The organism is Lentilactobacillus sp. TOM.63, from assembly GCF_030361045.1.
Classification (GTDB): domain Bacteria; phylum Bacillota; class Bacilli; order Lactobacillales; family Lactobacillaceae; genus Lentilactobacillus; species Lentilactobacillus dabitei.
This window is the reverse complement of sequence record NZ_JAUCAP010000015.1, coordinates 24,464-46,201: the sequence shown is the minus strand read 5'-3', so window position 1 is coordinate 46,201 and position 21,738 is coordinate 24,464. Positions and strand designations below refer to the sequence as shown.

The following is a 21,738-nucleotide window of genomic DNA, read 5'->3' as shown; positions in this document are numbered from 1 at the left end:
GATGATTGTTGCTAACCCATCAATTCCTTTGCGTAAATCTGTTTTGCCGCAAACCAAATAGACTTTATCTAATTCGGTAAAGTTTAGTAATTTAGGCACCCGCCATCAGCTCCTTTAGAATGACCTTCAATATTTCTGGCTGGGCATTATTAAAGATCCTTAATTTTTTATTGTTGACGGTTAATTGACAAGCCAGTTGAATTTTATTGGGATCATCAATCTTTGTACTTTGTAACTTTTCAGTGGGTACTGGCACAATGGTCTTTTCCATAAAGAATCACCTCATACTTAATTAATAATTCTATGGTACTCAAAAAGACGTCTACGAAGTAGACGTCCAGTTATTTAGTGCTTACCCTTAATCATTAAATTGAAGCTGTGCCACCAAATTGCTTCAGCTTCTCAACAAAAAATCCGCCATCATTCCAGAATGAGAAATGATGGCGGATTTTTTGCGATGTTGGGACGACAGATTAGACTAAATTATTTTTAGCATGATGATCAATAGAAAATAGTCGGGCGCTGATCGAACAATTGTTGGCTAGCTTTAGCCAATAATGTGATCAAGTTACAGTTCGCCGCCCTTTTCAAACGTTGGCACCATTTTTTCAGCTCGCAATAATACAAGCTGGTGAAGGAGATCTTTCACATTTTCGGTAATTGTATTGGCAATTTTTGCGTTAACTTGATTGTGCCAATCCGGTAGCTGAGCTTTGTCGATTTGTTTAAACTCGGCATCTGCGGCAGCGACTGCGGCCCGGCCATTGGCAAATCCAAATTTGCGGCTTTCAGAAACGGCCGTCATTGCGTCAAGATCATGTTCGGCAAAGAATGGATCAGCCAACATTGCAACCAATTTATTTAGCCAATAGAAGCTCTCAGTTGTTGTGCGCAGCGGGGTGTTCTTGAAGTTTGCGGGCGTATCGGTGCAGTTGGCAAAGAATGGCACGGGCGCATTGAATTCGTTAACGCCTTCAGCCAACCAGTGAATGGCGGCATGCGCTGCTGGGAAGCTTGGCCGAATTTGTAAGATATGCATCTCTTGATTGCGGTTCATCCCAATTGGACGGTAACGTTGGCGGGTTTCTTCAGTTCCCGTTTTGCCATAGGGGTCAAAATCGGTCCCTTGATAATGGCTGCTCAAGATAAAAGCAATGTCTTCAACAGAAATTAAATGATCGGCCACTCTGGTAAATGGCATTGTCCGACTTTCAGGATCCTGATCAATTTCGGGATTCAAATATTTTTGACCATACCAAACTCGTGGGGTGTTGTAATAATGGTCGGCTTGAGTATCTTCACCGAAGATGTCACGGAAATTGAAGCCCTTACGCGCCTTGTTCAGATGATATTCTTCGGCAAATGCTTTCAAATCAGCACTATACATAAAGTGATCGGTGTCGTTGAAGTCGATTTCTTGAATCCCTGTTTGGTTAGGTGCGAGCACGTAAGCGTCATCGGGGATGCGTTGAGCTGCCCAATGATGACCGCCAACCGTTTCAAAGTACCAGACTTCATCTGAGTCGGAGAAGGCAATACCGTTACTTTCACAGGTACCAAATTTTGTAACCAAATCACCCAAGCGTTGAACCCCTTCACGGGCATGATGAATGTATGGCAAAACCACTGTCAGCATGGCCTCTTCGCCAATTCCGTCTGGCACCAGGGGATCGAGCCCCAACATTGTGGTATTGGTAAATTCGGTTTCGGTCGAACTCATGGCAACGTTGGCGGTGTTAATACCAGATTCGCCCCAAAGGCCGTCACTTGTGTCGGCACAAGGCGTCTCGGTATAACGAAGGGGATTGTCAGGTAGTTTCAATCGAAATTTGTTAAAGGTTGAGATGTATTCACTTGGTTGATCGGTGGAATTAACGACGACAAATCGTTTAGCATTGATGCCGCCACCAGCATCTTCATTTCTGGCGATCATCGTGGAGCCATCAACCGTGGCATTTTTACCAGCTAAAAAAGCAGTACAACTGGAAAGATTTAAAGCAGTTTTCAACAAGTTCATTTCCTCTCTCAATAAAAGCGATTATCCGACAACTGAATCAGATACCGCTTTAAATTATAGCTAAATAATTGTTATGTCTCAAATTATACTGCAGTTCCTGGCCCATTTACAGGCGGGCCGAAACGAAAAAATCCTTTCGAAGGGAAAAAGTAGTATATTAATAATAGATTGTTCAAAATTGGTTAATGGAGAGGGTGCCTACTCATGGTTTGGATTTTTATTTTTTTAATCATCGCGGGATTCGTCGCTGGTCTCTTGGCATCAGTCGCTGGATTGGCCTCGCTGGCATCTTATCCAGCCCTGCTGTTGGTTGGTTTGCCCCCGGTCATCGCCAACGTGACTAATACCACCGCTTTGGTCTTTTCTGGTATTGGGTCAATGGCTTCGTCGATGAAGGAACTCAGGGGAAATTGGAAGCGACTGGGAATTTACGTTGGCTTGTCACTGATCGGTAGCATTGTCGGGAGTTACTTGCTATTGATCGCGCCGGCATCATCATTTGAGAAGGTTGTGCCATTTTTTATTTTATTTGCAGGGATTTTGCTCCTGATGTCGGGTCGCAAGAAAGATACGTCAACTCGGAAGATGAGAGAAGCACATGCATCACCTGAGAAGCACTTTTGGGTTGCACTCATCAGCTTAACCGGGATCGTTGTGGTTGGTGCCTACACCGGTTACTTTGGTGCGGCGGGTGGCGTCATCTTTCTGGCAATTCTATCGATTATCATGGATGAAAAATTCACGGTCATTAATGCGACGAAGAATGCGATTGCTTTTATTGGGAATTTGGTTGCAACCATTATCTTCATTTTTAAGTCGCACATATACTGGTTGTATGTGATTCCAATGGGATTTGGCTTGTTGGTTGGCGGCTACACTGGCCCGATTATTGTGCGCCACGCGAATATTCATTTACTCCGGGCACTGATTGCTTTAGCAGCGTTTGGGTTAGCGGGATACTTGTTTGTGACCGCTTACTTTTAGCTAATCGTTGAGCCCAAATAAAAAGGATTGAAGCGTTGATGTATCCGGTCAGCGTTTCAATCCGCTATTTTTATGATTATTGATGATCGTTATCATCAGAATCATACTGTTTAGCCTTCTGGGCCAGCTTCTTTTGGCGGAACAGTGCCTTAGCATCTTTCCGGTCTGCCTTTCGTTTGGCTTTTTGTTGCCGTTCTTGAATCTTAATTTCTTGCTTAGCAGCTTCTTTTTTAGCATGAGCCTGACGTTCAATGTTCTTAGCGGCTAGTTTAGCAGCATCTTCCTCAGCTTCTTGGTCCCGTTCACGTTGTTTTGCTGCCAGTTCAGCAGCTTCCTTTTTGGCTTCCTGCTCGCGTTCGTGTTCTCTGGTGGCTTGTTTAGCAGCGGCCTTTTGAGCAGCTTGTTGATGTTCCAATTCTTTGGCAGCTTGATCTCGAGCAGCCCGTTGAGTTTTAGTTTGTCGCTGGAAGTCATCCCACTGAGCCCGCCGAAATTCTTTAATGGCCTCCACATTGGGTGATTGGGAGTTCGCTGCTTGAACGCCACTTCCAGAACCAATTGGCTGATCCAACCAATCGCGCCAACTAATTGGTTTGACATCTTGAGTTAGCGGTTGCTCATTATTAGGTTGGGTTCCGGCAGGAGAAGCACTAGTTTGGGGCTTCTGAGCCGCCACCAATCGACTGAATTGTTTCATCCGATCTCGGGGCAAGCGCAAGTATTGTTGCCGTTGATTGGTCGTCAACTGGGCGACATCGTACATTTGCTGGCGGTCACGACTACTCAACAACATGTAAATTAATGGGTAGGGTAAGTAGAACCACAAAACAACTTGGGGAAAGAAATAGGCAAGAATAATCAAAACGCCATTCAATAAGACATAGATCAGATTATGTTGGCCAAAAATTTTTCGGTAAACCTGCCGCATTTTTGAAGTATCGGTATATTGAAAGTGAATGATTGATCTTGCAAGCAATCTGAAACAAGTCCCGGTAATTCCGACGAGCAGGCCATAAGCCATCACTGTGATATTGGTGGTGTTCTCAGCCATCATATTGGTTGCCAGGGGGGTAAGCGATAATGGAATCAGAAACAAAAAATCAGCCAGCATAATCCGGTAGCTCATGTCGTCAATTTCATTAAACAGCGTGGCGTGCTGGTACCACATGTTGGCGACAAACGCGAAGCTAATGATGTAGACACCGATTTCTTTGCTCAACAAAAGGTAATCATTGAGGTTATCCCGTAATACGGGTGTCAGATCCAATACCATAATTGTTAAAATAATCGCGATGACGGCATCACTAAAGGCGTCTAGCCGAACTTTGAGTTTTTTCATTTTAAAGGCTTCCCGATTGGCGTTTATTGGTTGGCTAGTAAGTGAAGCTCTTTGGCAACACTAATGCTTGACCATAAACCCAATATTTTTGGATTTTAGGTTTGGTGTGAGAGCTTTTCCTGGCAGCATATTTTGAAATTCGGTACCAATTAAATTGCAACCCTTGGTTAGCATACATATCAATGACAACTTTGGTACCTTTTTTTAAGCCACTCTTTTTCCACGAAGTTGTTTTAATGTGCTGATAATCGCTATTGATAACGTGATTGGTCAGCTTGAACTGTTGATAATGACTGCCAATTTTGGCAACCACCTTAGCCTTATGATAGGTAAGGTTTCCAGTCATGGTTGCCGCATCGGCTGTGGTTGGGGTATTGATCGCGGTAAAGCCAGTGAGGGTAATGGCAGCAGTTGCTAATAACAATAAATTTCGGTTTTGCATCACTTAAATCTCCATTTCTTTTTGATCTATGTTCATTATATAACTTTTTGATGAGGACGTCTAAAATGCGAATGCGGTGTAAACGAAAAATATAATGCATTCAGATCATCAGAAATCTGGACTGAGAAGCTCTCAAATATCTGAGCAAGCTCGGTTGGTGGTAAATATTTGCCAATCTTTTTAATAGAAAAACGACCTATTAAAAATTCTAACAGGTCGTTTATGTTTAAAAATCCTGAAATGATTAGCCTAAGAACTTACGCAAAACAGCTTGCCGGCTGATGAGGGTTGTCTTCGTTTCTTTATCAGAAATTTTAACCAAGTCTGCAGCCAGATCGGCATGCTTTTGTTGGTCTTCGTCTTGAGGGCCAGCTTTGATATCGAAGAGCTTCTCAACTGCCTCAATATCTTCGTCAACTGCATGCCATGCAGGGTTCTTAGCTTGTAAGGCTTCCAAAGCATCCTTGCTGAAGTATTTAGCAACATGGGCATAGTCATGCTTGATGTTTGGATAATATTTCATCAGGGTATCTAATTCATTATCATCCAACTTGTTCAAGATGCGGCCGGTTCCGAGAAATTCTGGTGGAACACCGACGGAATAAAGCGCACCGGTAAAGGTGATTGCTCGCGGCATCTTGTAACCATCGACATCTCTTGAGTAACCGATGATCCCAACGTGTTGGTGACGGTCACGCCGCTTTGGGAAGGAATCAAAGATTGGCTGTAAGTCGTTGATCAATGGATCCAAAGTTTCGTGATATTCTCCGGCAGCTTTCTTGGCAATATCCAAAAGAATCCTCTGATCATCTTTGTCGATAATCTGGAACTTGCTTTGTTGCAAGCCATCACGTAATTTCATGATGGCTGGCTCAACAACATCCAGTGGATAATCGTAACGGAATGCGGATTGAATGGTAGCTGTCTTTAAGCCAGGGAATTCTTCCAAGTAACGGTCGATCATCATTGGTGACAATCCGCCACGGAAGATGGTGCTTCCCATTCCGGCGATTGGATAAATTGGTAATTTAGTTTCTTCTTCAAATTCAGCTAATCGAGTCAAGGCCAACTTGTTACCGATGATACTGTTCAAGAAGCCGTTTGAAAGAGCAGAATCAGAACCGGCCAAGAAGACCCGCATATACTTGAGGTCGCGGCCAAAGTGTTGATGATACATTTCCAGATATTTCTTCAAAATTTCTGGGGCGTGTAATTGTGATTCGAATCCTTCAAACAACGGAATCATTTGTAGGGTATCAGAATCTTTATGACCAGTGTTGAATTCCTTGGTCTTGTAATGGGAGAGACTGGCAAACTTGTCTTCCATATCAATCAATTGATCGGCAGATTGGGTCATTGGTAAGATTGCTTCAAACAAAGGTCGTTCTTTAAAGCCTAAGTCCAGTGCGAAGTCTTCGGCTGAAAGAATTGTGGTCATAGCTTGCATCAAGCTGTAGCCTTTTTCTTCCCAAATATTTGGAAAACGGAAAGTGAGAAATTTATCCTTGCCAAGTGGGTGCTTCTTGAAGTACTCATAATGTTCTGAGTACAAACGATCAATCACCGATGCATCAGCGTGCTTTCCTTCCCAATCCCACATGTACTCATCTGCATCTAGTACCGAGAAGTTTTGATAAGCTTCGTCAATTTCACGAAACGCTGAAACAAATGGGTTTTGATGATCCTTGAAGAATGGAACGCCCGCATTATCTGGATGTTGGGTTCCCATAATATTTGGAATTTTTCTGTCCATAAAGAATTGCCTCCTAATATATAGATATGTATTTAGAATGATTATACAGTAAAAAAGGTCAAACATGAAAATAAAATTAGAAATAACTGAATTTATACATAAACGGATAATTTATGAGCAAAAAGTTCATCTAATTAAATATTAATTAGATATTACCGCTAATGGCTCAATATTACCAGTCGCCAAACATGCTCATGTGAGCTTAAAAAGGGATTACAGCCCAGTTAATGAGGGAATTGACGCCCAAATAATTTATTGAAAATTTGAAAATGAAAACTAAAAATTAATCAACATCAACTCAAAATAGCGTTTATCACAACTTTATAGTACAAAAAAAGAGGCCACTTAGTCCAGAAAATGAATCTTTTTCTGAAACTAGATGGTCTTTTTGAAGGATAGGTTGGAAAACGAAAAACAGTGTTTGATCAAAATCCCGATTCCCCATTCTTGGTTATGAAAGTAATGTGCCAACCACGCACTTGCTGGCACGATTTATTAGCGGAATATTTCCTTGCTGTTCCGATAAGTTACTTCGTCCTGCTTTTCTAAATAGTTGGCATAGCGAGCAACAGCAAAGAAATAATCTGACAGTCGATTGATGAATCCCATTACTTCATTATTAATAGTCGTTTGATTTTTGAGTGTGACAATTCGCCGCTCTGATCTTCGGGTGACGGTTCTGGCGACTTGGAGTGCCGCTGCAACTTTTGAGCCTCCCGGAAGGATGAATTTTTTAACTTTTGGAACGGTATTGGTGTAAGCGTCAATTTTTTCTTCAAGCCATTTAGTTGCCTCTGCGGCAGTTTCCGGATCAAATTTGTATTCTCGGTGTGATTCTGAGGCGGGATTGGCCACATCGTTGCCAACATCGAACAAGAGTTGTTGAATTTCTTCCAATTCGTTTGCCAATGATGATGTCTGGGGGGTCAAAGTCGAGACAATATAGCCAACCCATGAATTGAGTTCGTCCGTGGTCCCATAAGCTTCCACCCGGGCATCATCCTTTTGGACAACCTGATGGCCAATAATCTGTGTCTTACCCTTGTCGCCAGCTCTGGTGTAAATTTTCATCATTAATCAGTCCTTTTATAAGTTATCGCTATCATACCTTAAAAATGTGGTTAACTGGTTGGCAGAAAGTTTGATTGAATAAAAAAGTCATGTTTTTTACAGAATAGGATAAAAAAGACGATTTTGGGTGCCCCAGAGTCAGAAAATTGATAATTAATTGACTTGTAAAATGTAACCGGTTTCTTTAAATCCTTTAAAACTGGCTTCGCTGGGAATTTGATTATCAATATTTTGCGCATCTTGGTTTCGAGTCACTGAGGTTTGGCTTTCATATTTAACACATTTTAGATGAATCAGGGGAATTATTCCACAAAGCAGGATGGTTAGCTGAAACGCCTTGTGCGATACGGGCTTGGTAGTGTATGTTTTGAATTGGAAACATATGAAAAGGATTTCACAAATCTGCACGATTTAGGACTTTCTGTCTCAAAGCAAAGAAGAAATTGGAGTCGAACTATGAAAGTTATTCACGGTGGTAACAGAGAAAAAATTGCTGACAAACTAGGACTATCAGCCGACGAAATGATTGATTTCAGTGCCAACATTAATCCGCTGGGGTTGTCCAAATATTTGTTAGAAGTTCTCAAACAGTCACTTGACCAGGTTATTTATTACCCCAATCCTGAGTATCCAGACTTGAAAAGCGCCATTGCCAATCACTTTAACGTTTCAAGTCAGGATGTCATGGTAGGCAACGGCGCTGTTCAAATGATTTTTGATACTGCAAATGCTGTTCAAGCAAGGAAAGCACTGGTCTTAGCACCGACGTTTGGGGAGTATGAACGATCATTTGCCCGGTCGGGGATGGCCGTCGCGCATTATTATCTGAAGCCTGCTGATCAATTTGAGCTGAATTCTAGCGGTCTGATCAATTACTTAAAAGGACAGCCGGAGATTGATTTAATCTGCCTTTGCAATCCCAACAATCCGACAGGGACGATTATTAAGCCGCTGGAAATGCAAAAGATTGTTGATTATTGTTCCCAGAATCACAAATGGTTGATTATTGACGAGGCATTCATGGATTTTGTAGATCATGATAAATGGAGCTTCGTGAGTCATTTAACCGAGCAATCCCCGGTCATCATCTTACGGTCGGCGACAAAGTTTTTTGCAATTCCAGGGTTGAGATTAGGGTTTGCGGTTACTAAGAATAAGGCGTTACAGGATGCTTGGAATCGACAAGCAGAACCATGGTCAGTCAATACGTTAGCCGATCAATTCGGGCAACATATGTATCAGGATGTTCAGTACATTGAGCAGACATACGAATGGCTTAAGGCCGAAAAGCCGTTTTTACTAGCTGGTCTCAAAGCCCTCCCAAACATTCAGGTTTTCGATTCGTTTGCTAACTACTATCTCATTAAGAGTGCAGTGCCTGAACTTCGAGAAAAATTGTGGCATCAGCGTATCATGATCCGTTCGTGTGCAGATTACTACGGTCTTGGCGATGATTATTATCGAGTAGCGGTTCGTTCCCACCACGAAAACGCTCAATTACTCATGGCGCTCAAATCAGTTGTTGTAAATGCCCTAAGTTAAAAGGAAGTGAAACAATGTGAAAAAGATGTTGATCGCCGGTGTGACGAGCGGATCTGGTAAAACCAGTGTTGTGCTTGGATTGCTGGCTGTGTTGAGTAAACAGTATCAGATCCAGCCATACAAGGTTGGCCCAGATTACGTCGATACGAAGTTTCATTCCAGAATCGTCGGCCGGGATTCAAGAAATATTGATAATTTTTTGGTGCCGGATGCTAAGATGCTGAATTACCTATTTAATCGGGACACGGAAAAGATTGATATTGGCTTGGTTGAAGGCGTGATGGGGTTATATGACGGTTTGGGGATTGATAAGGACAGCCATTCAACGGCCAGCATTGCTAAAATGCTTGGATTGCCAGTTATTTTAGTCGTTGACGGTCACGCTGCATCGACCTCGGTTGCAGCGATCGTGAAAGGCTTTCAGGTGTTTGATGAAAAAGTTAACATTGCTGGCGTCATCATTAATAATTTGAAATCCGATCATCATTATCAGCTCATCAAAGAGGCGGTTGAAAAATATGACAACGTTCCTGTGCTGGGATATTTGCCGCACTGCGATGAAATTAGCTTGCCTTCTCGCCAACTGGGATTAGTTCCGGATAATGAATTACCGCAGGTTGATAAGAAGATTGCTAAGCTGGGCGAATTAATTGCCGACCACGTTGATTTAACCCGGCTGGTTGGGTTAATGAAGGAAGATCATGAACCGATTGTTGTTCCAATTGGTTTTCATCCAGCTCACCTAAGACTTGGCGTAGCTTACGATGATGCGTTTAGTTTTTACTACGAAGACAATTTGAGTCTATTGAATCAGATTGGCGTTGAATTGAAATTTTTCAGCCCGTTACAAGATCACCAATTGCCTGAAGTTGACGCGCTGTATCTTGGCGGTGGGTATCCAGAGGAATTTGCTGCAGAATTAGCTGCCAACACACAGATGAAAGTAGCCATTAAACAATTTTCCGAAGCGGGTGGCCCGGTATATGCGGAGTGTGGCGGCTTAATGTACCTCGGTAAGCGATTGGTTGATCACGATCATTCATATGAAATGGTCGGCGTGTTCGACGGAGTCAGTGAAATGACTTCTCGACTACGGCGGTTCGGTTATTGCTTTGCAGAACCGACTCAGGACACGATTCTCGCCAAAAAAGGCATCAAAGTCCGTGGCCATGAATTTCATCATTCAACGTTTGCTCCTGGTAATCAACTCAAACCGGTTCTTCGAATGAAGAAAGTGATTGATGGCGAGATTGTTTCTCAGTGGACAGGCGGGTATCAAGTTCACAACACTTTTGCCAGTTATCTTCACATTCATTTCTATCAAGATCCAATGATTTTTAACCAGTTATTAGTCAATTTAGGGGCAATGGAAAATGCAAATAGTTAGTATGGCACTTTGCGGCTTTGTCCTTGATTCGATTTTAGGCGACCCGCCAACATGGCCACATCCCGTTAAATTAATGGGTAAATTGATTGCGTTATTAACGAAATTTCTCAATCGACCGACATTTTCTCACACGTTGAGAAAATTCTTTGGGCTGGTCATTTGGCTGATTGTTGTCGGTTTCTCGTTTGCGGCAGTTTTATTCATTTTCTGGGCAGTTTCATTGATGACGTTCATCCCACCAAATGCAGTGACGATCATTCAATTCATAATTGGCGCCTACTTATGTTACACCTGCTTATCGATGAAAGGACTAGCCGTTGAAAGCCATAAGATCATGAAGAGTTTGCAGAATGGCAACCTTAAGCAAGCTCGTTATCAGGTGGGAATGATCGTTGGGCGTGATACCCAGAACCTATCCGCAGATCAGGTGTGCAAGGCAACCATTGAAACCATCGCTGAAAATACAAGTGATGGTGTGATTGCCCCGTTGTTCTACCTGTTGTTGGGTGGTCCGGCTCTGGGGATTGCTTATAAAGCCGTCAATACGTTGGATTCAATGATTGGGTACAAAAATGAGAAGTATGGCGATATTGGCATGGTATCCGCGAGAATTGATGATGTGGTTGGGTTTATCCCGGCTCGGCTAACTTGGCTATTCCTATTGGCCGCCTGCGCACTATTAGGCTACGACAGCAAGCTTGCCTATTCGGTCGGAATTCATGACCGTAAAAATCATCGTAGTCCCAACAGTGGCTTTTCAGAGTCAGTGGTTGCCGGTGCATTGAAATTAAAATTGGGTGGACCACACTACTATTTTGGCGAATTAGTCACGAAACCATACATTGGGACTCTGGTTCAAGATCCAGAAGAAGCAACCGTTGGCAAGATTGAAGAAACGATCCATATGTTATATGCGGCTGCCATTATCGGTTTACTCGCAATGGCGTCACTTTCCATCATTTTGTATGCATAACAAAGGAGTTATCAAATATGGCAGAGGAAAAATACATCACAATTCCCAATAAAATTACAGAGAAAAGTTTTGCGATGATTCAAGACGAAATCGATAAAATTGATCCAAATTATACCTTTAATTCCCCAATTGAAGAACAGATTATCAAACGGGCAATTCATACAACTGCAGATTTTGACTACATGCACAGCCTGCGATTCACGCATGATGCCATCAAAAATATCAAGCATGCGATCATGAATCATGGGACCATCATCACCGATACAACGATGGCTTTGTCAGGGATCAATAAGCGAAAATTAGACGCGTTGGGTGTTCAATACCATTGCTTTATCCGCGATCCGGAAGTGAGGGAAGTTGCCAATGAGAAAGGGATCACCCGATCGATGGCAGCTATTGAGGTTGCAGCCAAGTTGCCAACAGAAAAAGTATTTGTGGTTGGCAACGCGCCAACTGCTTTGTATAAGATTCTCGAGATGATTCGAGAAAACAGATTGGAAGTCGCCGCGGTTATCGGTGTTCCAGTTGGGTTTGTTGAGGCCAAGGAAAGTAAAGACGAATTGGTCAACAGCGACGTGCCGGCAATTGCGGCAATTGGTCGAAAGGGCGGCAGTAATCTTGCCGCGGCCCTGACCAATGCAATTATTTACAATCTTGACTTAATTAAGTGAGGTGAGTGGATCTATGGCAGTCGATGATTTTGTTTTTTACAACGGCCGTAAGCTGCGAAAGGGCTTCACGACTGGCACAACAGCGACGGCAGCATCCGTTGCCGCACTGACCGCATTATTGGATCAAAAGGAACAAGCGGCGGTGAGTGTTCAGGCAGCCAATGGTCAAAATGTCACGTTTACGATTGAAAAATGCGATTTTGACAAGCAAAAAGCCGCCGTTGCGATTAAGAAGGACGGTGGCGATGACCAAGACGCAACAGACGGAATGCTGATTTATTCGACCGTCAATTTGCGGGATGATAACCAAATCAACCTTGACGGCGGCAAAGGAATTGGTCGCGTGACCCAAGAAGGGCTCCCCAACAAACCAGGAATGCCGGCAATTAATCCGACACCGCGGAAAATGATCAAACAGAGTGTCCGCAAAGTGCTTGGCCCAGATCGGGGAGCTGACGTCATTATTTCAGCGCCAGAGGGCGAACGAGTTGCTAAATTAACCTATAACCCAAAGTTGGGAATTGTTGGCGGCATTTCAATTCTTGGCACCAGCGGAATTGTGACGCCAATGTCCGAAGATAGCTGGAAAGCATCCATTTCGATCGAGATGAATATCCATAAGAAACGTGGTGATGAGGATATTATCCTGACGCCAGGGGATGCGGGTGAAGCATTTGCAAAAGAAAAGTTGGGATTGCCAGCCGAAAAGATCGTGCAAATGAGCAACTTTGTTGGTTACGTGTTGAAAGAAGCCCAGCGAATTGGCTTTAAACGGGTCTTGATTGTGGGCGACCTAGGGAAACTAATTAAAGTTTCCGGTGGCATTTTCTCCACTCATAGTAAGGATGCCGATGCCCGTGCCGAAATTATGGTGGCTAACTTGGCTCTCTTGGGTGCGCCGACAGAAATGCTGCAAAGAGTTTATAAGTGCCTGACAACAATCTCGATGCTCAAAATTGTTGAAGAAGACGGCTATCAACGGGTCTTGCAAGTCATTGTTGATAAGATTAAGGATCGATCGCAGAAATACATTGCGCATCGAGAGCCCAAGGTTGATATTGATGCCGTGATTTATTCCAACACTTCGGGAGTTCTCGCATCAACAATTCCGGCAGCTGAGATTGGAGCGCGATGGAAATGATCACAGTGGTTGGCATTGGTCCTGGCAAGAAGTCGTTGATGCTTTCTGGAACTCAAGAGATGGTGGACAAAGCAGAAATTGTGATTGGTTCTGAACGCCAGCTCAACATTTTCTCAGTGGCCCCGGCAAAGAAAGTCATTTTTACCCGTTTAGCTGTTCTCAAGAAAATTATCTGTGAGAATTTTGAAAAGCCAATCGTTGTACTAGCTTCTGGTGATCCGTTGTTGTACGGAATTGGCAACTGGGTACTGGCAAACTTTGATCCCAAAATGGTGAAAATTATCCCAGGAATTAGTTCGATCCAGTATCTGTTTCATCAGGTTGGTCTGTCAATGAACGATTGTTACCTGACTAGCAGCCATGGTCGGGTACCTGATTTTGACTTTCTATTGCTTCACAAAACGATCGGCATGGTAACTGATGAGGAAATTGGGCCGGTTGAAATTGCCAGGGAAGTGAAACAACGTCATCAGCATCGAACTATCTACGTTGGGGAAATGCTGAGTTACCCCGAAGAACGGATCTCCCGATTTACCGAAGATTCTATTGAGAATCGCAAATACAAAATGAACGTGGTGATTATTACCAATGAAAGATGAAGAATTTTTAAGAACAAAGGTGCCAATGACTAAAGCCGAGGTGCGGGCCGTTAGTATTGATAAGCTGCAGCTCAATGGCAAAACAACCTTGTTGGACGTCGGGGCTGGGACCGGTAGTGTCAGTATCCAAGCGGCGGTGGAATTTCCTGATTTACAAGTGACATCGATTGAAAAGAACCCGGATGCCATTGATATTATGAGCAAGAATATCGAGAAATTTCACACGGATAATATCAGTTTGGTAACGGCCAACGCTCCTGAAGGAATTCCCGATGAAGATTTCGATGCAATATTCATTGGCGGCAGTGGTTCTAATTTAAAAGAGATCATTACTGACTGCCTGGCTCATTTGAAACCGGGTGGGGCATTGGTCCTGAACTTCATTTTGATTGAAAATGCTTTGGAAGCTTATCAAGCGTTGGCAGATGAAGACGTCAGTGATTTGGAAATGACCCAAGTGGATGTTTCAAAGTGGCATGCGCTTGGTAAGGGGCATTATTTCAAGCATCATAACCCAAGTATCGTATTAAGTTCCACGAAAGGATGATAAAGATGAGTTTGATCAGTTTTGTTGGTGCAGGTCCTGGAGACCCAGATTTGATTACATTAAAGGGTTATCGCCGTTTAGCAGAGGCGGACGTTGTTATTTATGCGGGTTCTCTGGTTAACCCAAAATTACTGGATTATTGCAAGCCTGGTGCGCAGAAATTTGACAGCGCTTCGATGACGTTGGATGACATTATTTCTAGAATGGCTGATTCCGTCGACAAAAACGAATCAGTTGTGCGGTTGCAGACCGGTGACTTTTCAATTTATGGCTCGATTAGAGAACAAGTTGAAGAGTTAAAGAAACGAGATATTGATTACGAGTGTATTCCAGGAGTCAGTTCCTTCCTTGGTGCTGCAGCCCAAATGGGGGTTGAATACACGGTGCCAGAAATTGCTCAAAGTGTGATTATCACTCGAATTTCTGGCCGGACCAAAGTGCCCGAAGATGAGTCATTGACATCGCTTGCCAAGCATCATACCTCAATGGTGATTTTCTTATCCGTTCAGAGTATTCGTCGAGTGGTTCGCCAACTGATTGCCGGCGGCTACACGGATGAAACCCCAGCGGCCGTTATTTATAAGGCAACCTGGCCCGATGAAAAGATGGTCAAAGGGACCTTAGCAGACATTGCCGATAAGGTTGGTAAGGCTGGAATTTCTCGGACGGCGTTGATAATGGTTGGGGAATTTTTGGGTGACAAATACACTTATTCCAGATTGTATGATCCAACGTTTACCCACACTTATCGCAAAGGAATTAAAAATGCCACAGCAAAGAAAGACTAGTATCTGTATCATGGCACTGACTGGACCGGGGACCAAAACGGCTGAAAGTGTTCAGACATTACTTCCTGAAAGTCAGGTGTTGGTTCCAGAAAAGTATGGGGCAAATAGGGAAGATACATTCGGCAAGGGCCAGTTTACTTCAGCGTTTGCAGAGGCTTTTCGAACCTTCGATTGCCTGGTTTGCATTATGGCTACGGGGATTGTCGTTCGGAAAGTCGGCCCGCTCATGCAGGACAAAACCGTGGACCCAGCGGTGATTGTCATGGATGAACAAGCCAACCACGTGATTAGTCTGTTGTCAGGCCATGTCGGGCATGCCAACGCTTTAACCAGACAAATTGCCGAATTACTTGATTCTGAGCCGGTGATCACCACTGCCACGGACACTGAGCATGTTCAAGCAATTGACACCTTAGCCCAACGATATAACGGCTGGTACCCGGAATTTAAATACAACACCAAATTGTTCAACTCTCGCTTGGTTGAAGGAAGTCCGTTATTGCTTTACGTTGATCCAGACTTCCGCGGAATTGTGAAGCAGTTTAACGGATTGGAAGTCGTTGATGAAATTGATCAGCAGCATCTAGAAATTCCGCTGATTATCATTTCCGACAAGGATAATATCGAAAAACGGCAGAATTCACTTCAGATTATTCCTCAAGTCAATGTGTTGGGTGTTGGCAGTCGCAAAGACGTGACTTACAAAATGATGCAGGATGCCTTTACCGAGTTTTGTACGCAACAGCATCTCGTTTGGCGATCGATTTATAAAGTGGTCTCAATTCAAAAAAAGGCACACGAAAATGCCATTCACTATTTGGCAGACTGTCTTGGGGTGCCAACTGAATTTTATTCTGCCGAGCAGCTGCAAAGCACTGCCAGCCACTACGACCAGTCTCCCTTTGTTAAGAAGACGATCGGGGTTGGTAACGTTGCCAATTCGGCCGCAGAATTTGGGTCCGGTAATCGGACAATCAACGAAAGATTTTCAGCTGACCAAGTCACCATGGCGGTTAGTAAACTTATACTCAAAAAGGATGATTAAATGATGCTATACATTGTTGGATTAGGACCAGGTTCACAACAGTTAATGACGCAAGAAGCAATTAAAACGATTAAAAAAGTGGATACAATTGTTGGCTACATTACTTATATTCACTTGGTGGAAGACATGATTAAGGGCAAGGAAATTGTGACGACCGGGATGCGTGGCGAAATCGAACGGTCGAAAAAAGCGATTGAAATTGCCGCAACTGGGAAAGACGTTGCCATTATTTCAAGTGGCGATGCCGGCATTTATGGCATGGCTGGACTGGTTTTGGAAATGGCTGCCAAAGAGGACAAACACGTCGACATTAAGGTGATCCCTGGAGTGACTGCCAGTATCGCTGCAGCTGCCGCACTCGGGGCGCCTTTAATGAATGACTTTTGCCATATTAGTTTGAGTGACTTGATGACGCCTTGGGACGTGATCAAAGAACGAGTTGATGCAGCTGCCAAAGCTGACTTTGTGATTTGCTTGTACAATCCCCGCAGTAAGGGGCGGCCAAACAACCTCCACGAAGCGTTGGACATTATTTTGAAGTACAAATCTCCCGATACGGTCGTTGGAATTGGTAAAGATGTTGCCCGAAAACGGGAGATCGATAAAATTACCACGATTAAAGATTTGGATGAGACAGAAATTAATATGACCACCATCGTGATTGTCGGCAATAAAAATACATACGTTGCTGATGACAGGATGATTACACCAAGGGGTTACACGTTATGATTTTATTGCTTGGCGGAACGAGTGAAAGCTTAACAATTGCCGACATGCTGACGGAGGCTAAACAGCCGTTTATCCTGTCAGTGACAACTGAATATGGAGCCGAACTGGCCCGACAACATGCCACTCATGTGCATCTGGGGGCAATTTTACCAGCTGAGTTTCACGACTTATTTGAAGCAAATCGGATTTCGCTGGTGATTGACGCCACTCATCCATTTGCCCGCTCGATCTCCACGCATGTCATCATTGCGGCTAAGCAGAACGCGATTTCATACATTCGGTTTGAGCGCCAAGAAATGCATGAAGAGGGGCCGTTTCTAAAAGTGGTTGCTGATACAGCAGCTGCGATTACCTTTCTCCAGCAGCACCCCGGCAACATTTATCTCTCAACCGGTAGTAAAACGGCAAGTGAATTTGCCAACGAGCTTGGGGTTGATCGACTTCATGTCCGAGTCTTACCAACAGCCCGGGTGATGGACTTACTATCCCAAGCAGGGTATCAGGCCAATCAGATTGACGCGATTCAGGGACCGTTTTCTGAGACCCTGAACGTTGAATTGATTAAACGAGCTGGTGCCAAAATTGTGGTTACTAAGGAGAGTGGTCGGCGCGGTGGTTTGCCAGAAAAAATTCAAGCATGTCAAGACTTACAGATTTTATGTTTGGTCATTAAACGACCGGCAGTAAATTATCCTGAAGTGACTGGTTCGTTTGAAGAGTTAAAGCGGAAATTGGGGGTCATGCAATGAGTGGATTTGTTTCATTAGTCGGGGCTGGCCCCGGCAATCCAGAATTACTAACACTGTTAGCTAAACGACGATTAATTGAAGCGGATATCATTTTGTATGACCGACTGGTAAACCCGGCTTTGTTGATGGAGACCAACGCAGAGAAAATTGACGTTGGTAAATTGCCTCACCATCATAAATACAGTCAATATAAGATTAATGATCTGCTAGTAACACTGGCCAACGAAGGTAAACGAGTCGTCCGTCTGAAAGCAGGAGATCCTTATGTATTTGGCCGGGGCGGCGAGGAAAGTCAGTACCTGAAGCGTAACCACATTGATTATGAAGTGGTTCCCGGAATAACCAGTGCAATCGCCGGTCTAGGCGCTGTTGGCATTCCGATTACCCACCGCGATTTTGCCTCGGCCTTTCATATCATTACCGGTCATCGAAAAAAGACGGGTGAGGAACTTGATTGGCATAACATTGCTCATCAGGAAGGAACGCTGGTTTTCTTGATGGGAATGGAACAACTGGCAAAGATTACCAGTCAGTTGATTGAAAATGGGAAAAATCCAAAAACTCCAGTTGCTGTTATTCAATGGGCAACCCATTGGAACCAACGCTCAGTATTATCTGATTTGGTCAACATTGTTCATGCTGTTGCCGAAAACCAAATTGGGTCGCCCGCTTTAATCGTAGTTGGTCAGGTTGCTCAGCTGATGCAAGCCTTGCAACCTCATCCCGTTCTATTTGGTCAGCACATTTTGGTTCCATATAAGAAACAGTCGAAATTATTTAGTTTGTTACAAGATGCCGGCGCCTCGGTTGGATTTTTCCAGCGTGGTGAAACTCAACCCGTAGACTTCGCTCTACCGAAATTATCTGGGCCAGCAACGTTATTTGTTAATGACATCAACGCTTACCGGTATTTTCAAGCCAAGATGATGGCCATCGGAGCTGATTTGCGTCAGTTGGTCACTTGGCAATTCATTGCCAAAAATCACGTAGTAGCGCGTCATCTGAGGTCGTTTGGCATCGTGGTCGATGGTGTTGCCGATCAGTTATCGACTTTTGGGCAACCAACCTATGTTATTGGCGAACAACGTGAACTGGCTGACATGAATCCGCAAGCGTCAGTTCATTTACTGGCAACTTATCGCCGCTTGCCTGTTGAACAGGATCTTGACTTCGATGATTATCAGACCATTGTTTTTCCGAGTTCAGCAAGTGTAGCTGAATTGGTCAGAAATCTCAGTCAAGACCAATTAAAGGCATTACAGGTGCTGAAATGTATTGCAATGGGGCCAAAAGTTGCCGAGAAGTGTCGCCAAGTTGGCCTGAACAATGTAGTTACCGTTAAGCCATCATACCAAGCCGTATTAACTATTTTGAAGGAGGCAAAAAACGTTGACAAAGTCAGCAATTCTCATCGTTAGTTTTGGAACAACGTATCCGGATACTCGTAAAAAGTCGATTGGATCAGTTGAGGAAGCCTTTCAGCAAACTTTTCCCGATTCCAAGGTATTTCGAGCATTCACCTCGAACGTGGTGATTAAACGGATTCAAAAGAACGAACAAATTAAGATTGATACGCCAACAGAAGCATTGGAAAAGATTCGTCAAGCTGGCTTTGAAGAGGTTTATGTTCAATCACTTCATCTTATTCCGGGGATTGAGTATGACTTGGTTAAAGAAGTGGTCGCCAAGTTCCAATCAGCATTTCAAAGAATTGTTCTGGGTGCGCCGTTGTTGAAGACCTTTGAAGATTATCAGCGGCTAGTGGCTTTCATTAAGGGAATGGTTCCAGCTAAGGCCGAACATTCGGGACTTTTACTAATGGGGCATGGAACAGCTGATAGTGCCTTTACGGCTTATGCCTGCTTGGATCATATGCTGATGGGAACCGGCAACTATGTTGGGGCCGTTGAAAGTTATCCAGACATTGATTTTGAAATTCAACGGTTAACTAATGATGGCATTCAACACGTTGTGATGCAGCCACTAATGATGGTCGCCGGCAATCATGCTCACCATGACATGGCGTCTGATTCACCAACGTCATGGAGCTCTCAGCTTCAAGTGCATGGAATAACGGCGGATGCCAAGTTTATTGGCCTGGGTGAGTACCCAGAAATCCAGCAAATGTATATCGATCATTTAAAACAAGTGATGTAGGAGGAGCTTATGGGAACGTTTTATGGAATCGGCGTTGGGCCGGGAAATAGTGAATTAATGACGGTTAGAGCTGTCAAAACAATTGAACAGTTAGATATTTTGTACACGCCCAAGGCTCACAAAAGCGCCTTGAGTGTTGCGGAACAGATCGCAACGCCATACTTTACAGACTCGTTAACAATTAAACGGCGGCACTTTCCAATGACTCACAATTTAGAAGAAAAGCAGCAGAGTTGGAATGAAATTGCGGCTGAGATTGTTAAGGATGTCAAGGCAGGCAACGATGTTGGTTTTATCACTCTCGGCGATCCATCCGTTTACAGTACTTATAGCTACCTTGCCGACATTGTGAGAGACGATGTGCCAATTAAGACCATCGCTGGGATTTCATCCTACAGTCAGATTGCCGCGGAAGTTTCGATCCCGTTAACGATTGATGACGAATCTTTGGAGGTCATTCCGGCCACGGCATCATTGGATAAAATCAGTCAAGCCCTTGATGTCAACGATAACGTCATCCTGATGAAAGTTTCCACCAAATTTGAAGCAATTTATAAACTATTGAGCGATAGGGAACTTTTGGGTAACGCTCTGTTAGTAACTGACGCGTCCCTTGAGAGTGAAAAGACCCGTAAACTTTCAGAAATGGATGTCTCAGAAAAGGTTCCGTATTTCTCAACGGTATTGATTAAGAAGCAACTTAGATTTTAAAGGAGGAAAAGGTCATGGATCATTCCATCAAGCGAAATTTGGCCATCACATCGATTGCGCTGAGTAGTTTCTCGTTTGTTGCCTATTTATTGTATCCAACTAATGCCAATGCGATGCACATCATGGAAGGGATGCTGCCACCAAAATGGTGTATCTTCTGGTTTGCGGTTTCAGCGCCATTCTTTGTGTACGGCCTTTACCGAATGGGTAAAATTGTGAAATCATCTACCCAGAATGCCAAAGTGATGCTTGCCCTGTGTGGTGCATTTGTCTTTGTTTTGTCATCGTTAAAGATGCCTTCAGTAACTGGTTCGTGTTCCCACCCAACCGGTGTTGGTCTTGGAACAGTGATGTTCGGTCCCAGTGTCATGTCAGTGCTCGGGGTGATTGTGCTATTATTTCAAGCTTTATTGTTGGCTCACGGCGGCCTCACGACTCTGGGTGCCAATAATTTCTCGATGACCGTTGTCGGCCCCTTCGTTGGTTTTGCGGTTTATAAAATTTGCCGAGCTTTCAAAGTAAACCGATCAGTATCGTTATTTCTATGTGCAATGCTGGCTGATTGGTCGACCTATGTTACCACTTCCTTCCAGTTAGCCGTTGTCTTCCCTGATCCAAATGGTGGGGTATTCGGGGCTGCAATTAAGTTCCTGGGAATTTACGCAGTTACCCAAATTCCACTGGCCATTGCCGAAGGATTTTTGACGGTGATTGTTTATAACCTTGTTATTAGTAATAACCTTTGGAAGGAGGCCAGTTTAGGATGAAAACGAACTCAAAAGCCAAACAGAATTTGCTTCTGCTAGTAGCCGTGTTGATCCTAATCATTGTGCCATTCTTCTATGCTAAGGGTGGCAGCTTTACCGGTAGTGATGATCAGGGAACTGAACAGATCAAAAAATTTGATCCAAGTTATAAAGTCTGGGCTCATCCTTTGTGGACGCCACCTTCAGGCGAAATTGAAAGCCTGCTATTTACCGTTCAAGGTAGTTTAGGAACCGGGATTATTGCCTATATCATCGGGAGTGCCCGGGGTAAGAAAAAAGCATTGAAACAGATTGAAGAACAAAAAAATGGTAAGAAGTAATGCTGA

Annotated in this window: 23 protein-coding genes; 17 read left to right on the top strand and 6 right to left on the bottom strand. The window is 43.7% G+C overall.

The genetic code is table 11. The features are described from left to right. Positions 1-91 precede the first annotated feature (91 nt). Both QUF07_RS04670 and QUF07_RS04665 read right to left on the bottom strand, forming a co-directional pair. Positions 92-271, bottom strand: coding sequence for a hypothetical protein (locus QUF07_RS04670; protein WP_289426891.1), 180 nt, complete (start codon positions 269-271; stop codon positions 92-94). A gap of 297 nt (positions 272-568) precedes the next feature. Beyond that, positions 569-2,017, bottom strand: coding sequence for a C69 family dipeptidase (locus QUF07_RS04665; protein ID WP_502878972.1), 1,449 nt, complete (start codon positions 2,015-2,017; stop codon positions 569-571). A 204-nt stretch (positions 2,018-2,221) separates the two neighbouring features. Between QUF07_RS04665 and QUF07_RS04660 the strand changes: the two genes are divergently transcribed. Then, complete coding sequence (locus QUF07_RS04660) at positions 2,222-3,001, top strand: sulfite exporter TauE/SafE family protein (RefSeq protein ID WP_217165431.1); 780 nt, start codon at positions 2,222-2,224, stop codon at positions 2,999-3,001. A gap of 76 nt (positions 3,002-3,077) precedes the next feature. Here QUF07_RS04660 and QUF07_RS04655 read toward each other — a convergent pair whose 3' ends face one another. The 4 genes from QUF07_RS04655 to QUF07_RS04640 form a co-directional block, all read right to left on the bottom strand. Continuing rightward, the gene (locus tag QUF07_RS04655; RefSeq protein ID WP_289426889.1) at positions 3,078-4,340 is read right to left on the bottom strand and encodes a TMEM175 family protein; all 1,263 of its coding nucleotides are present in this window, start codon (positions 4,338-4,340) and stop codon (positions 3,078-3,080) included. A 34-nt stretch (positions 4,341-4,374) separates the two neighbouring features. Then, positions 4,375-4,782, bottom strand: a complete 408-nt coding sequence (locus QUF07_RS04650) for a hypothetical protein (RefSeq protein WP_289426888.1) — start codon at positions 4,780-4,782, stop codon at positions 4,375-4,377. Between the two features lie 244 nt (positions 4,783-5,026). Then, positions 5,027-6,535 (bottom strand): phosphoenolpyruvate carboxylase, encoded by a 1,509-nt coding sequence (gene ppcA, locus QUF07_RS04645; RefSeq protein ID WP_217163653.1) that lies wholly within the window; start codon positions 6,533-6,535, stop codon positions 5,027-5,029. A 495-nt stretch (positions 6,536-7,030) separates the two neighbouring features. Then, positions 7,031-7,606, bottom strand: a complete 576-nt coding sequence (locus QUF07_RS04640; protein WP_289426892.1) for a cob(I)yrinic acid a,c-diamide adenosyltransferase — start codon at positions 7,604-7,606, stop codon at positions 7,031-7,033. Positions 7,607-8,062: 456 nt separating this feature from the next. On the opposite strand from QUF07_RS04640, the gene cobD reads away from it, so the two are divergent. From cobD to QUF07_RS04560, 16 genes are read left to right on the top strand one after another with little or no spacing between them, the layout of a single operon-like run. Further along, positions 8,063-9,148 (top strand): threonine-phosphate decarboxylase CobD, encoded by a 1,086-nt coding sequence (gene cobD / locus QUF07_RS04635; protein WP_217163656.1) that lies wholly within the window; start codon positions 8,063-8,065, stop codon positions 9,146-9,148. A gap of 16 nt (positions 9,149-9,164) precedes the next feature. Beyond that, positions 9,165-10,535, top strand: a complete 1,371-nt coding sequence (locus QUF07_RS04630; protein ID WP_217163658.1) for a cobyrinic acid a,c-diamide synthase CobB — start codon at positions 9,165-9,167, stop codon at positions 10,533-10,535. Then, positions 10,522-11,508: an adenosylcobinamide-phosphate synthase CbiB gene (gene cbiB, locus QUF07_RS04625; protein ID WP_217163660.1), complete on the top strand. Its 987-nt coding sequence runs from the start codon at positions 10,522-10,524 to the stop codon at positions 11,506-11,508. Before QUF07_RS04630 ends, cbiB begins: the two co-directional genes overlap by 14 nt. 17 nt (positions 11,509-11,525) lie before the next feature. Continuing rightward, positions 11,526-12,179, top strand: a complete 654-nt coding sequence (locus QUF07_RS04620; protein ID WP_217163662.1) for a cobalt-precorrin-8 methylmutase — start codon at positions 11,526-11,528, stop codon at positions 12,177-12,179. A 13-nt stretch (positions 12,180-12,192) separates the two neighbouring features. Further along, a complete protein-coding gene (gene cbiD / locus QUF07_RS04615) occupies positions 12,193-13,320 on the top strand; it encodes a cobalt-precorrin-5B (C(1))-methyltransferase CbiD (protein ID WP_217163664.1) in 1,128 nt (375 codons plus the stop codon). Next, complete coding sequence (locus QUF07_RS04610; protein WP_217163666.1) at positions 13,317-13,919, top strand: cobalt-precorrin-7 (C(5))-methyltransferase; 603 nt, start codon at positions 13,317-13,319, stop codon at positions 13,917-13,919. Before cbiD ends, QUF07_RS04610 begins: the two co-directional genes overlap by 4 nt. After that, a complete protein-coding gene (locus QUF07_RS04605; RefSeq protein ID WP_217163668.1) occupies positions 13,909-14,466 on the top strand; it encodes a decarboxylating cobalt-precorrin-6B (C(15))-methyltransferase in 558 nt (185 codons plus the stop codon). Before QUF07_RS04610 ends, QUF07_RS04605 begins: the two co-directional genes overlap by 11 nt. A gap of 5 nt (positions 14,467-14,471) precedes the next feature. Further along, complete coding sequence (locus QUF07_RS04600) at positions 14,472-15,254, top strand: cobalt-precorrin-4 methyltransferase (protein WP_217163669.1); 783 nt, start codon at positions 14,472-14,474, stop codon at positions 15,252-15,254. Further along, positions 15,232-16,299 carry a cobalt-precorrin 5A hydrolase gene (locus QUF07_RS04595; RefSeq protein ID WP_289426887.1) on the top strand — a complete coding sequence of 356 codons (1,068 nt, stop codon included), beginning with the start codon at positions 15,232-15,234 and terminating at the stop codon, positions 16,297-16,299. Before QUF07_RS04600 ends, QUF07_RS04595 begins: the two co-directional genes overlap by 23 nt. 3 nt (positions 16,300-16,302) lie before the next feature. Beyond that, positions 16,303-17,028, top strand: a complete 726-nt coding sequence (cobJ, locus tag QUF07_RS04590) for a precorrin-3B C(17)-methyltransferase (RefSeq protein WP_217163707.1) — start codon at positions 16,303-16,305, stop codon at positions 17,026-17,028. Then, a complete protein-coding gene (gene cobK / locus QUF07_RS04585) occupies positions 17,025-17,777 on the top strand; it encodes a precorrin-6A reductase (protein WP_217163671.1) in 753 nt (250 codons plus the stop codon). Before cobJ ends, cobK begins: the two co-directional genes overlap by 4 nt. Then, positions 17,774-19,195, top strand: a complete 1,422-nt coding sequence (gene cobA, locus QUF07_RS04580) for a uroporphyrinogen-III C-methyltransferase (protein ID WP_217163673.1) — start codon at positions 17,774-17,776, stop codon at positions 19,193-19,195. Before cobK ends, cobA begins: the two co-directional genes overlap by 4 nt. Next, positions 19,167-19,934 (top strand): sirohydrochlorin cobaltochelatase, encoded by a 768-nt coding sequence (locus QUF07_RS04575; protein WP_217163675.1) that lies wholly within the window; start codon positions 19,167-19,169, stop codon positions 19,932-19,934. The genes cobA and QUF07_RS04575 overlap by 29 nt, the downstream gene beginning before the upstream one ends. A 9-nt stretch (positions 19,935-19,943) precedes the next feature. Continuing rightward, positions 19,944-20,645: a cobalt-factor II C(20)-methyltransferase gene (locus QUF07_RS04570; protein WP_217163677.1), complete on the top strand. Its 702-nt coding sequence runs from the start codon at positions 19,944-19,946 to the stop codon at positions 20,643-20,645. 14 nt (positions 20,646-20,659) lie between these two features. Further along, positions 20,660-21,412: an energy-coupling factor ABC transporter permease gene (locus QUF07_RS04565; RefSeq protein WP_217163679.1), complete on the top strand. Its 753-nt coding sequence runs from the start codon at positions 20,660-20,662 to the stop codon at positions 21,410-21,412. Then, positions 21,409-21,732: an energy-coupling factor ABC transporter substrate-binding protein gene (locus tag QUF07_RS04560; RefSeq protein WP_217163681.1), complete on the top strand. Its 324-nt coding sequence runs from the start codon at positions 21,409-21,411 to the stop codon at positions 21,730-21,732. The genes QUF07_RS04565 and QUF07_RS04560 overlap by 4 nt, the downstream gene beginning before the upstream one ends. Positions 21,733-21,738 lie beyond the last annotated feature (6 nt).